The organism is Streptomyces sp. NPDC001663 (genome assembly GCF_042893105.1).
In the GTDB taxonomy this organism is placed as follows: Bacteria; Actinomycetota; Actinomycetes; order Streptomycetales; family Streptomycetaceae; genus Streptomyces.
The window spans coordinates 21792-34495 of record NZ_JBIAUR010000030.1 but is presented as its reverse complement, the minus strand read 5'-3'; the positions used below and the strand labels follow the sequence as shown (position 1 = coordinate 34495).

Here is a 12704-nt window from a genome sequence, read left to right as displayed (position 1 = left end):
GGACAACACCCTCATGGAAACCGATACCACGCCCTACCCCGGCCACGAGATCTGGTTCTTCACCGGCAGTCAGGGCCTGTACGGCGACGATGTGCTGCGGCAGGTGGCCGAGCAGTCCCGGAGCATCTCCGAGACCCTCGGCCGCCCCGGCAAGGTCCCGGTGCGGATCGTGTGGAAGCCGGTGCTCACCGACGCCGACGCGATCCGGCGGATCTGTCTGGAGGCCAACGCCTCCGACACCTGCGTGGGCGTGATCGTGTGGATGCACACCTTCTCCCCGGCGAAGATGTGGATCGCCGGTCTGAGCGCGCTGGACCGGCCGGTGCTGCATCTGCATACGCAGTACAACCTGTCGCTGCCGTGGTCGAGCATCGACATGGACTTCATGAACCTCAACCAGGCCGCCCACGGCGACCGGGAGTTCGCCCACATCGAATCCCGCCTCGGCATCGACCGCAAGATCGTCGCCGGGCACGCCACCGACCCGCGCGTGACGCGACGGATCGCCACATGGGCCCGCGCCACGGCAGGACGTCACGCCTCACGCACCCTGCGTCTGGCCCGTTTCGGTGACAACATGCGCGACGTCGCCGTCACCGAGGGCGACAAGGTCGAGGCGCAGCTCAGGTTCGGGTTCTCCGTCAACACCTACGCGGTCAACGACCTGGTGACGGTGGTCGACGAGATCGAGGACAAGGCGGCCGCCGAACTCGCCTCCGAGTACTGCGAGTTGTACGACGTCGTCCCGGCCCTGCGTCCGGACGGCATCCGCCACGACGCCCTCCTCTACGCCGCCCGGCAGGAACTGGGCCTGCGCACCTTCCTCACCGAGGGCGGCTTCACCGCCTTCACCACCAACTTCGAGGACCTGGGCGGCCTGCGCCAGCTTCCCGGTCTGGCCGTGCAGCGGCTGATGGCGGACGGCTACGGCTTCGGCGGCGAGGGCGACTGGAAGACCTCCGCGCTGCTGCGCACGATGAAGGTCATGGGCCTCGGACAGCCCGGCGGCACAACGTTCATGGAGGACTACACCTACCACCTGGGCCCCGGCACGCCCCGCGTCCTCGGCGCCCACATGCTGGAGGTCTGCCCCTCGGTGGCCGCCGACCGGCCGCGTTGTGAGATCCATCCGCTGTCCATCGGCGGCCGCGAGGACCCGGTCCGCCTGGTCTTCGACGCCGCCAAGGGGCCGGCCGTGGTCGTGGGCCTCTCCGACCTGGGCGACCGCTTCCGGCTCACCGCCAACACCGTTGACGTCGTCGGCCCGAAGGAGCGGCTACCCAGGCTCCCGGTGGCCCGCGCCGTATGGCAACCGCATCCCTCCCTGGCCGAGTCGGCCGAGGGCTGGCTGCTGGCCGGCGCCCCGCACCACACCGTGCTCAGCTCCGCCGTCGACGTCGCCACCCTCGACGACTACGCCGCGATGACCGGCGTCGAACTGGTGACGATTGACGAGCACACGACGTCCGACCGGCTCGCGAAGGAGCTTCGTTGGAACGCGGCGTACCACCGGCTCGCGCAGGCTCTGTGACAAACGACCGGCACGAAGGGGAAACACGATGAGCACCACCGTCCGAGACGGTCTGCGCCGCGAGGTCCTGGAGGCGAACCTCGCCATCCCCCAGGTCGGCCTCGCCACGTTGACCTGGGGCAATGTCAGCGGAGTCGACCGGGAGGCAGGGGCCTTCGTCATCAAGCCGTCCGGAGTGCGCTACGAAGATCTGACGATCGACGACCTGGTGACCGTACGGCTGTCCGACGGCGCCGTGGTCGACGGCCGTCTGCGCCCCTCCACCGACACCGAGACCCACCGGTGCCTCTACTTGGCGTTCCCGTCGATCGGCGGGGTGACCCACACCCACTCCACCCACGCCGTGGCCTTCGCCCAGGCGGGCCGGGAGATCCCGGTGCTCGGCACCACCCACGCGGACACCTTCAACGGCCCCATACCCTGCACCCCCGACCTGACCGCCGAACAGTGTGCGCGGGACTACGAGTACAACACCGGCCGCGTCATCGTGGACCTCCTCGGTCAGGACGACCGGCGTGCCGAGGAGATCCCCGGCGCTCTGGTGGCCAACCACGGCCCCTTCACCTGGGGCCTCTCGGCCCGCGAGTCCCTGGAGCACGCCATCATCTGCGAGGCCGTGGCCGACATCGCGATCCACACCCTGTCCCTCTCCCCCGTGGGCCCGCCTCCTCCGCATCTCCTCGAGCGCCACTACACCCGCAAGCACGGCCCCGACGCCTACTACGGCAACCCCGGGAGGGCGTCGTCGATGTGACGGCGCACAGGATGGGTCCGACGGGCCGGACCACGAAAAGTCAGGGTGTCGGCCCGGACAGCAGGGTGGTGTCCCGCTGGGGCGTGCAGCCGGTCGCTCCGGGCGGCGGCGACACCTCCGCACGTTCTAGGGGCGGCGGACCAACTGGGGTGAGTAGCCGGACAGGATGGGCTGAACGGCTCGGTCGACCACATCGGACAGCGGCTCCGTGGAACCGGTCCTGACCCAGTGGACCGTCGCCGCGGTCGCGGCGGAGACGAGGGCGCAGCCCAGCACCTCGGGGACGAGCGCGTCGCCGGTGGCGCCGAGCTGCTCGGAGATGGCGTCGGCGACGATGCGCTCTCCGGCCTGCATACCCGCCGCTGACAGCGCACGCAGTTCGGGGCTCTCCCCCGCGATCGTCCAGATGTCGATCACGACGTCACGGGGGATCGTCGAATCGTCCAACGCGGCGCGGAACGCAGCCGCCACCGAGTCGGCGATCGAGCCGCCGGACGGCCGGGTGGCGAGGGCGTCGGACAAGCAGGTGATCACGGGCTCGTACGGTGCCCAGATCAGGTCGGACTTCGCCGGGAAGTAGGCGAACAGGGAGGTTCGAGCGATGCCCGCGTTGCGGGCGACCATGTCCAACGACGTCTTGGTATAGCCCTGTTCACGGAACAGCCTCCGCGCCACCCGCAGGATCTCCTCGCGTGTGGTCGCCGGCGGCCGGCCGGTCTTCTGGGCACCCATGACGGCTCCTCCCTTGTGCGTCTCGCATCCGAACCCTAGACGACCGTGACCCTGGCATGGTTCGAGCCATCAAGCGTCGGGCGGCCGGGCCGCCGGACCGTCACGATCCTCCGTCTGAACGAAACCCTGTCGGTGTACGACGCCGACGCCGACCGCGGCAACGGCCTTCTCGGTGTCCGCACCCCGACAGGGCTTCCTCACTACGGCTACGAGACCTCAGTCACCGGAGACTCCGGGCGTCAGGGCCAGCGCCAGTTGGTTGGCGGCGGCCGTGATCGTCGTCAGGACGAGCGCCTGGCCGACCTGGAAGCGGAACTGTCCTCCCGTGTTGAGGTGCTGGTAGACGTACGTGGACAGCGCCCCCCACGCGTTCTCCCAGTCGATCCCGGTGACGAGGCTGGTGGGCCCCACCTCGTTGGAGGGCCCGCCGTCCCCGCGCACCGGTATCTGGGTACCGGCGGTGAAGGTCTGCCCGTTGCGGGCGTGCTCGCCGATGTTGGCGGACATGAAGTCGAAGCGTGCGCCCTCGGCGATCATCTGAATGACCGCGGTGATGGCCTGTGACTGGGCGGCGAGCTGGGTGATCGGCACGGAGCCGAGCGCACTCCTCTGGCTGAGCGTGGTGATGGCACCGTCCAGCAAACCCATGCCGAGCTGCTGATTGCTTCGCTCGAAGTGGCCCTGGCGTTCGAGGTAGGTGTAGTCGCCCTGCCGGATGAAGTCGTCCCTGACCGAGCCGGCGCCGACGGGGTTCTCCGGACAGATGTCGGCCCACCGTCGCGGATCCGGCGTGTCGAAGTTCGCGGAGATGTTGTCGGTGATCGTCTGCGCGCCCACGGTCTGGATCTGGCCGAGGCTGGTCGTGTGTTCGCCCGTCCCGCTCGAGCCCGAATGGAGGGCCGGCAGCGCGACGGCTCCCACCAGAGCGGCTGGGAGGAGCAGAGAAGTGGTCATGCGGCGGCTGAGAGTGGAGAACACGGTAGCTCCGTTTCTTGCGCCTGTGACGACCGCAAAGAAATCAGCGGAGTGTAGCGGTGGCCCATTCGCCGGCATCACAGCCCTTCGACGGAAATGACGTCTGACTGTTACTCAGGTCCACACGCTCGGCGCTTGCTCCTGCTCACCCTTCCGGACTTTCCGAACAGAGTTCGGAAAGTGGAGTATGGTGAAGCCGGAACACCGCACGGACGGGTCCACGTCCGACGACGCCGGCTCGGGGCCGGAACACCGGAAGAGAAGAGAGAGCGACCATGAGCGTGCTGGATGGCAAGGCGGCGATCGTCACCGGAGCCGGCCAGGGCATCGGCCGAGGGATCGCCCTGGCGTTCGCGAAGGAGAACGCCCACGTGGTCATCGCCGACATCAACCAGCCCAAGGCCGCCGAAGTGGCCAAGGAGATCGCCGACCTGGGGAAGAGCGCGATCGCGATCGGCTGTGACGTCGGGGACGAGAACCAGGTCAAGAGCCTCGTCCAGCAGACCGTGGACGCGTTCGGGACGGTCGACATCCTGGTCAACAACGCCCAGAGTTGGGGCCCGGTCGGCGGCAAGCGGTTCGCCGCGCCGCAGCCCACCCCGCTGGAGGACTTCCCGGAGGACTGGTGGGACAACACCTTCCAGACCGGCCTCAAGGCCACCTTCTACGCCTGCAAGGCGGTCTTCCCGCACATGAAGGACCACGGCGGCAAGATCATCAACTTCGGCTCGGCCTACGGGATGGTCGGCAACTGGGGCACCGCGGACTACAACGCCTGCAAGGAGGGCATCCGCGCACTCAGCAGGACGGCGGCGCGCGAGTGGGGCCAGTACAAGATCAACGTCAACGTGATCAACCCCTCGTCGGAGACCGCGGCCCTGAAGGCCTGGGAGGAGGCCTTCCCCGAGGAGTCGGCGGCGGTCCGCAAGCAGGTGCCGCTGGGGCGCTGGGGGCACCCGGAGAACGACCTGGGCCGTGTCGCCGTCTTCCTGGCCGGCCCCGACTCCGACTTCATCACCGGCAAGACGTTCGAACTGGACGGCGGCCACCTCATGAAGCCGTAGTCGCGCGATCGGCTGCGCCTGCCTGCCCGCGGGGGCTCACATGTCCGGCGGGCGCGGCCATGACCGCCCGGAGACCGGCACGCCCAGGGCGGCGTGGCCTCCCTTGCCGACTCACGCCCTACAGCCTGCGCACCGACCGGGCCGACGCCGACGCCATGGTCGCGTGGATCGGCCGCCTCACCGGTCACCGCCTTGCGCAGCCCCCCGGGACCGCCACGCCTGCCCGCCGTCCCGCCGGAAGACAGCCGAACTGGTGGCGCAGGGGCTCGGTTTCGGGTCCCCGATGCGGATCGCCGCGCGGTGGACGGTGACCCAGTCCTCCGCCAGTGAGACGGCCAATGCCACGAGGGAGGGGCCCGAGCGATTCGGGCCCCTCCCTGTCATCACGGTGACCGGCGTGTCAGAAGACGGGGTTCCAGCCGTCGGTGCCGGCCAGGTACTTCTGGGCGGTGTGGTCGGCGGCCTCGGAGTCCGTCATCTGGTGACTGTTGGTGCCCCCCGGAGCGTCGGTCGAGGCACACAGCCCCTGCGAGCAGGATGTGACGGTGTTGTGGTAGCCCTTGAGCCTGGCCTGGGTCCACGAGTAGTCCGTGGTCATGTCGGTCCACGGGTGCGCGGCGATGACACCGGAGTGGATCTTGGTGTCACGGACCACGGCCTGCGGTGAGGCGGCCGACGTGTTGTGCCAGGGGCGGCCGAGGTACATCGTGTTGTCCGGCACGCCGTTGGTGAAGATCTCGCTGCCTGTGATCAGGATGCCGTACTTCTGGCTCGCGTCGGTGTTCGGCGCCAGCACCGTGCCGCCGGCCCAGTTGCGCATGGCGATGCTGTCCCGGTCGAAGACAGCGGTGGCGTTGCCGAAGATGAAGTCGATCGCGCCCTCGATGTAGCTGCCGACGAAGTACTGGCGGTACTGGCCGGTCGCCACCGGCGCCTTGGCGAGAACGGTGTCCTGGCGGGCGATGATCCGGTCCTGGGTGAAGACCTGCCGGTCTCCCTCGGCGGCCACCGCGACGGCCTGGGTCGAGAACGCGTCGACCTCAGGGTGCTTGGCCGGGTCGAACGTGTTCTGGATGGTGATGCCTCCGACGGTGACGCCGGGCGCCTTGACAGTCAGAACGGCGCTGCCCTCCGTGCCGTACGGCTGTCCCGTCGCGGGGTTGGTCATCCCGTGCGCCCGGTCCGCGGTGATGACGACGTCGGCGGCGTTGGTGCTGTCACCCTTGATGATCAGGTTGCGCTTGTTCGCGGGCACGACGACGGCCTCGTGGTAGGTGCCGGGCTCGACGAGGATCGTGTACTGGATCCCGTCGTCGGGGATGGCGTCGACCGCGGCCTGCACGGTGGTGTACTGCCCTGAGCCGTCGGCCGCCACCACCACGGTGTCGGTATCGGTGAGCTGACGTCGCTTGACGTACCCGTAGTAGCCGTTGGCGAGCAGGAGGACGCGCGCGTAGTCACGGGCGGTTTGGAGTGACTGCTCGACGATGTCGCCGAAACCCCTGCGGAACCATCCGGTCAGCGGAATGGGAGTCCGGTCGCTGCCGGCACTCTGCACCTGCTGCAGCCGGTCGCTCAGCTGACCCCAGTCGGTCTCCTGTTCGACGAGACGGCTGTCGAGCGTGGTGGAGACGGCATACGAGTCCGTGGCGCTGGCGGCGAACCCGTCCTGGGCGATCGAGTCCTGGATGCCGCGGAACCGGGCCGCCTCGGCGACGAACTGCGCGAAGTACACGACCGCGGCGGCCATCGCCTGCGTGCTGGAGGCCTTCCACAGGCTCAGGGCGTGAGCCTCTGTCTGGATCCGGCCGAAGACCATGGTCGTACGGTCCACGTTGCCCAGGCGCTCCAGGGCGCCGTAGTCCGCCCCGGTGGTCAACTGCTGGGCATGTTCCCGGTCCTCGGCGGTGATCCGCGCCTCACTGGCCGGACCGACGTAGTGGTAGTAGCCGGCGTTGTCGAACCAGCCCACCAGGTACATGTCGCTCGTCCGGAACCGCATACGGACGACATGCCCGTCCTCGGTCTGGATAGCGGCCTCGGTGTAGCCGAGGGCTTCGGGGTTGGTGTGGTCGATCAGATCGGTGGTGCCGACGACCGAGTTGCTGACGTCCTGGGCCTCGTAGTCCACGTTGGCGCGGATGGCGTTGAGGAACTGGAGGTACTGGCCCCGGGTAGCGCCGTCTTCGTCGTCGGTGAGCCGGAAGATCGGTGTGGTCTGGGCGGCTGCGGGTGAGGCGCTGACCAGAGCGCCACCCAGCACTCCTGCCAGGATCGCGGCGGAAGTCACGGCGGAAACTAGGGCCTTGGCCCATCTAGGTCGGCTGCGCGAATGGTCATGGACTGCGGTCGTCACTGGAAACCCTTGCTGGTGTCGGCGCGTAAGGGGAGTGCTGTCAGGCGACGATTCCGTTGTCCGCCGCTGCTGATCCCCGCGGGAAAGTCCTGCTGTTCCCCCGCCGCAGAGCATGACCGCCAGGGCTTCGGATGCCATGCGCACAACTACCCATGGGCACTACCCAAGATGTGCCGGGGTGGACGACCGATCCTCGGCATGATCCGGTCCACGCGACCCCACACATCCACTCAAGATCGCAAGCATCTCGCCAAATTACGACATTTTCCGTATGGTTACTCCGTCATCAGAACGTGCCAGGCGAAGGGTCGGCACGAGAGCGGCCGCGAGGCAGAAGAACGGTGAGGTCGAGTGGGGTCGAGGACACCCAGCCTGCCGACGGCGCTGACCACCTTCGTCGGCAGACAGTCGGAGATCAGCGAGGCCGCTTCCCTGCTGGAGACCGCGCGGTTGCTGACACTCACCGGTGCCGGTGGGATCGGCAAGACCAGACTGGCCCTGGAGGCGGCCGCAGTGTCGGCGAGGCGCTTCCCGGGCGGTGTATGGCTCGTCGATCTGACCGCCGTCCAGGAGCCGAGCGCGGTGCCGAGCGTCACGGCGAAAGTTCTCGGGGTACCGGATCTTGGCACCCGGAACCTCTCGGAGCAGATGGTCGAATTCCTCCGGGAGCGGCGCGCGTTGATCCTCCTCGACAACTGCGAGCACGTGTCCGAAGCCTGTGCCGAACTGGTGACGGCCATCCTCTCCACGGCTCCTGATGTGCGCGTCCTCGCGACGAGCCGCCGCACTCTGGGGCTCACCGGCGAACACGTCTTCACCGTCCCTCCCCTCCCCCCGGAGGAAGCGGTCGATCTGCTCCGCGACCGGGCGACCGCCGTGCGACCCGCCTTCCAGGCCGACGATCGCAACAGGCGGCAGATGGCGCGGCTCTGCGCCGATCTCGACGGACTTCCGCTGGCGATCGAGCTGGCGGCGTCCCGTCTGCGCGCCTTCACCGTGAAGCAGGTCGCCGAGCGCCTGGAGGACCGCTTCGCGCTGCTAGCCGGCGGGTGCTCGACCAGACAGCCCCACCAGCGGACACTTCGCGGGACGCTCGACTGGAGCCACGACCTGTGCACACCGGCCGAGCGGCTCCTGTGGAGCCGACTCTCGGTCTTCGTCGGCGGATTCGATCTGGAGGCCGCCGAAACCGTCTGCGCGAGAGAGGGGATCGAGGGGCACGAGGTACTGGACCTTCTTGACCAGCTCGTCGCGCAGTCCGTCGTACTGACCTACGAAGTCGACGACATGCCGCGCTACCGGCTGCTGGAGACCATCCGGCAGTACGGCCGGGAGCGACTCGCAGAGTCCGGCGAGGAGGAGCGACGGCTCCTGCGGCATCGTGCCTTCTTCCTCGACCTCGCGCAGCGTGTGAAGAGGCACTGGGCAGGCCCTGATCAGGTGGAGTACCTCGCCCACCTGCGTGCCGAACACGCCAACCTGCTGGCGGCACTGGACTGCGACGCCGACCCCCAGACCCGACTCCTACTGGCCACGGCGCTGACCTGGCACTGGTCCGCCGGCGGTTTCCTCAGCGAGGGTCGCCAGCAGTTCGAGCGGGCGCTGGCCGCCGCGCCGGAGCCCACGACAGCTCGTGCCCATGCACTCATCACCGCCACCAGGCTGGCGCAGACGCAGGGCGATCTGGCGGCGGCCGACCGATGGCTGGAGGAGGCCGAGGCTCTCAGCGAGCAGCTTCAGGACCCCGTACTACAGGCCCAGGTGCACGGCTTCGGCGGGATCTCGGCGCACTATCGGGGGCGCCACGCGGAAGGCATCCTCCGCTACGAACAGGCCGAGGCCCGCCTGATGGCGCTCGGGGACGCGTACCAGGCCAGCGGTTGGCTGTTGGCCCTCGCCTGCACCCAGGCCTACGCCGGTGACCCGCGAGCGGCGGAGACGGGCAGGCGGGTGATCAGCGCCTGCGAGGCCCAGGGTGAGCGCTGGAACCGTGCGCAGGTGCTGCTGGCACTGGGGCACAACTCCTGGGTGCGAGGGGACCGACAGGCGACCAGGACGCTGGCCGTGTCAGCCCTGAAGAGCATGCGCGGCTTCAACGATCACGCGATGGTGGCGAGAATGGTGGAGTTGCTCGCCTGGATCACCGCCGCGGACGGCGACCACGAACGGGCCGCCCGACTGCTGGGCACGGCCGACGCCCTGTGGCGGAGGGCGGGTACGAACATCCAGGCGTTCGGCCCTGACATCGCCGAGCAGCACGCGCGGTGCAAGGCCGCATCCCTCGGCTTCCTGGGCCCGGAGGCCTACACGCGGGCGCTGGACGAGGGCGCCCGCCACGACACCCCCGCCCTTGCCATTCGGCACGCTCTGGAGCCCTGCCCCGAGACACCGGTGGCGCCCGCCCACCCGAGCCCGCTGACCCAGCGGGAGCAGGAGGTCGCCGCCCTGATCGCGCGAGGCCTGACGAACCGCCAGATCGCGACCGAGATGGTCGTGTCGCCCCGTACGGTCGACCGCCACGTCGAGAACATCAGGGCGAAGCTCGATCTCACCCGCCGCACCCGGATCGCGACCTGGTGGCTGGCGAACCAGGAGCTTCCCGTGGCAGCCGGGTAGACCCTGGTCCGGGACAGGCCCGGAAGCACCGATTCGGGTCCTGCGGCCTGAAGCGATCCGGCGCACATACCGGTGACTGACCTGACCGGCCGGGCGCGCCGGAAGGGACCTGCCGTAGCCAGCAGGGGCGACGTCAGGCCCCCCCGACGAACCCCTACGCCGTCTCGGCCGCGGACGGAGCGGGAGTGTCACCCTCGCTCGGGGCCGCCGGCCACTCGCGGTGCCCCTCGTCGTGCCACAGCGGGCGCTGGTCGACCTTCAGGCCCAGGATCTCGGGTCGGGCGTAGTGGCCGCGGGAGTCGACCCAGACCTTGACGGCGTTGATGTCCGCGAGGTCGATCTCGGCGGTGACGAGCTTCTCCTCGGGGCCGGTGTGGGGGCTGGCGAGGTACTGGTTGAAGGGGTGGATCACGGCCGACCAGCCGCCGCCCGCGGTGATGTGCTTCTGCGGTCCGATGGTGGACTCCATCCACTGCAGGCACGTTTCGTCCACCGGGTTGCCGGCCGAGATGACGAAGGTCTGCGCGGTGAGGGCGTGGGTCTTCATCATGGCGTCGATCTGGATGTCCGCGACGGCCTCGAAGCCGGCCATGGTGGACAGGCCGGGCCACGCGGCGGCGTGAATCTGCTGCCCCTGGGCGATCAGGGACTGGCGGGCCAGGTTCATGGTGTGTTCCCAGCAGGCCAGTCCACCGATGCGGCCCAGCGCGCTGTCGAAGACGCTGAGCGTGGCGCCGCCGCCCTGGGCCCACACGATCCGCTCGACATAGGTGGGCTGAAGCTTGCGGTGCACGCCGAGCAGGCTGCCGTCGGGGTCGATGTAGACCTGGGTGTTGAAACAGGTACGGGTGCCGGCGAGCCGTTCGCTGACCCCGAGCACCGTGCCGACTCCGGCACGGGCGCAGGCGGCCTGAACTCGGGCGATCTCGGGGCCGGGTACCTCGACGGACGCCTCGGCGTAGGCCGCGTTGGCGCCCTGCTGGTCCAGCGGGGCGTAGGCCTCGATCCAGTAGGGGTAGCCGGGTACGAAGGTCTCGGGGAAGACCAGCAGGTCGATGCCGTCACGGCCGGCCTGTTCGACGAAGCCGACGACCTTGTCGATGGTGGCGTCGGTGTCCATGAACACCGGGGCGGCGTGCACCGCGGCGACGGTTCGCTTGGTGGATGCGGGAGACAACATCGGAGTCCTCCTCAAGGCGGAGTGAGCCGGCTGGAATCAGCCATCGCGAGAGATCCACGGCACGGTAGTCCGGGGGCGGATCGATACGATCCGAGCACGTACGACCTCGCCCACGCAAGCTTCCATGCCCCCTGCATTCATCCTCCGTTCCAGAAAGCCTTCGGTGCCGACGCGAGAGATGTGCCGAAACTCCCTGGTCAGACCAGCCTAACGGCGTCACGACTGACGAGATCCCGAAAGTCCCGCCCACGAAATCCGCGCCAACCCCTTGCCAGAACGAGATAGTACGTGCTCGGATTAATTCCGTCGCCGACGCCCCTCGGGCATCGCGACGAGGGCGTTCGGCTTCGCTCACGTGGCCGATTCATGCCCGTCCACGCACGCACTGACCGTGCGCCTCCCCGTCTGTCCCCTCCCCTCCCTAGGAGCGAGACATGCTCGACCTCACCTCAGTCGACCTGCTCGACGCGTTCACCCAGGAGCTGAAGCTGTGCAAGCTCCGGCCCGACGAGCACGTCGTCGTCCTGTCCGAGCCCAGCAGCCGCGGTGACTACGTCGCCGCCGCCTTCGGCGCGGCCAAGTCGTGCGGCGCGCACGTCGTCGCGGCCACCGTGCCGGGCGGCAACCCCTCCCCCACCGACAGCACCCACACCGGCGCCGGACCCGGCCTGACCGCGGTGCTCAACGACACCACCGCGCAGGACCTGCTCAAGTCGGCCGACCTGGTCGTGGACCTCACGCGGGAGGGCTTCATCCACGCGCCCCTCCAGCAGGAGATCCTGCGCACCGGCACCCGCATCCTCTTCGTCTGCGACGCCCCCGACGTCCTCATCCGCAACCTGCCCAAGCAGTCCGACAAGGCCGAGGTGATCAAGGGTGTCGACCTGCTGAAGAGCGCGTCCCTGATGCGCGTGACCTCCGAGGCCGGCACCAACCTGACCATCGAACTCCCGGGCTCCAAGCCGGAGTTCCAGGTGGGCTTCGCCGACGACCCGGGCCGCTGGGACCACTGGCCGAGCACCATGGTGCTGTGCTGGCCGCAGCTCTCCGACGGCCGGATCGTGCTCGCCGAGAACGACATCCTGCTGCCGTTCAAGGAGTACGTGCGCCAGCCGGTCACCCTGGAGATCGCGGGCGGCACCATCGAGAAGGTGTCCGGCGGTGCCGAGGCCAAGCTCCTGGAGACCTTCTTCGAGGACGCCGACGACCAGTGGGCGCGCAGCCTCTCGCACATGGGCTGGGGCCTGATGAAGAGCGCCGACTGGTTCGCCACCGCCCTGTACGGCAAGGACGACCTGATGGGCATGGACGCCCGGGCCTTCGCCGGGAACTTCCTGTGGTCCACCGGTCCGCACCCCCACCTCGGCCGCGAGTCCTACGCGCACCTCGACATCGCCATGCGCGGCTGCACCGTCTCCGTCGACGGCCGGGACGTCGTCACCGCAGGGCGACTCGTCGAGTCCTGATCCCGCCCGCCGCACCCGCAACTGGAGTTA

Annotated in this window: 9 protein-coding genes; 5 read left to right on the top strand and 4 right to left on the bottom strand. The window is 68.9% G+C overall.

Going from position 1 to position 12704, the window contains the following annotated elements:
- Window positions 1–13 precede the first annotated feature (13 nt).
- Window positions 14–1531 (top strand): L-arabinose isomerase, encoded by a 1518-nt coding sequence (gene araA / locus ACFY1L_RS52900; protein WP_388842740.1) that lies wholly within the window; start codon window positions 14–16, stop codon window positions 1529–1531.
- Between the two features lie 28 nt (window positions 1532–1559).
- Window positions 1560–2285 (top strand): L-ribulose-5-phosphate 4-epimerase AraD, encoded by a 726-nt coding sequence (gene araD, locus ACFY1L_RS52895; protein WP_388842739.1) that lies wholly within the window; start codon window positions 1560–1562, stop codon window positions 2283–2285.
- 126 nt (window positions 2286–2411) lie between these two features.
- On the opposite strand, the gene ACFY1L_RS52890 is transcribed toward araD, so the two are convergent.
- Together ACFY1L_RS52890 and ACFY1L_RS52885 are read right to left on the bottom strand one after the other, a co-directional pair.
- Window positions 2412–3017, bottom strand: a complete 606-nt coding sequence (locus ACFY1L_RS52890; protein WP_388842738.1) for a TetR/AcrR family transcriptional regulator — start codon at window positions 3015–3017, stop codon at window positions 2412–2414.
- A 216-nt stretch (window positions 3018–3233) separates the two neighbouring features.
- The gene (locus tag ACFY1L_RS52885; RefSeq protein WP_388842737.1) at window positions 3234–3971 is read right to left on the bottom strand and encodes a ribosome-inactivating family protein; all 738 of its coding nucleotides are present in this window, start codon (window positions 3969–3971) and stop codon (window positions 3234–3236) included.
- Between the two features lie 296 nt (window positions 3972–4267).
- On the opposite strand from ACFY1L_RS52885, the gene ACFY1L_RS52880 reads away from it, so the two are divergent.
- Window positions 4268–5056, top strand: coding sequence for an SDR family NAD(P)-dependent oxidoreductase (locus ACFY1L_RS52880; protein WP_388842736.1), 789 nt, complete (start codon window positions 4268–4270; stop codon window positions 5054–5056).
- A 400-nt stretch (window positions 5057–5456) separates the two neighbouring features.
- Here ACFY1L_RS52880 and ACFY1L_RS52875 read toward each other — a convergent pair whose 3' ends face one another.
- Entirely contained in the window at window positions 5457–7346 is a 1890-nt protein-coding gene (locus ACFY1L_RS52875; RefSeq protein ID WP_388842735.1) for a pectinesterase family protein, read from the bottom strand.
- A 417-nt stretch (window positions 7347–7763) separates the two neighbouring features.
- On the opposite strand from ACFY1L_RS52875, the gene ACFY1L_RS52870 reads away from it, so the two are divergent.
- Window positions 7764–10028 (top strand): ATP-binding protein, encoded by a 2265-nt coding sequence (locus ACFY1L_RS52870; RefSeq protein WP_388842734.1) that lies wholly within the window; start codon window positions 7764–7766, stop codon window positions 10026–10028.
- A gap of 154 nt (window positions 10029–10182) precedes the next feature.
- Here ACFY1L_RS52870 and ACFY1L_RS52865 read toward each other — a convergent pair whose 3' ends face one another.
- Complete coding sequence (locus ACFY1L_RS52865) at window positions 10183–11208, bottom strand: carbon-nitrogen hydrolase family protein (RefSeq protein WP_388842733.1); 1026 nt, start codon at window positions 11206–11208, stop codon at window positions 10183–10185.
- Between the two features lie 434 nt (window positions 11209–11642).
- Between ACFY1L_RS52865 and ACFY1L_RS52860 the strand changes: the two genes are divergently transcribed.
- The gene (locus tag ACFY1L_RS52860) at window positions 11643–12674 is read left to right on the top strand and encodes a hypothetical protein (RefSeq protein ID WP_388842732.1); all 1032 of its coding nucleotides are present in this window, start codon (window positions 11643–11645) and stop codon (window positions 12672–12674) included.
- Window positions 12675–12704 lie beyond the last annotated feature (30 nt).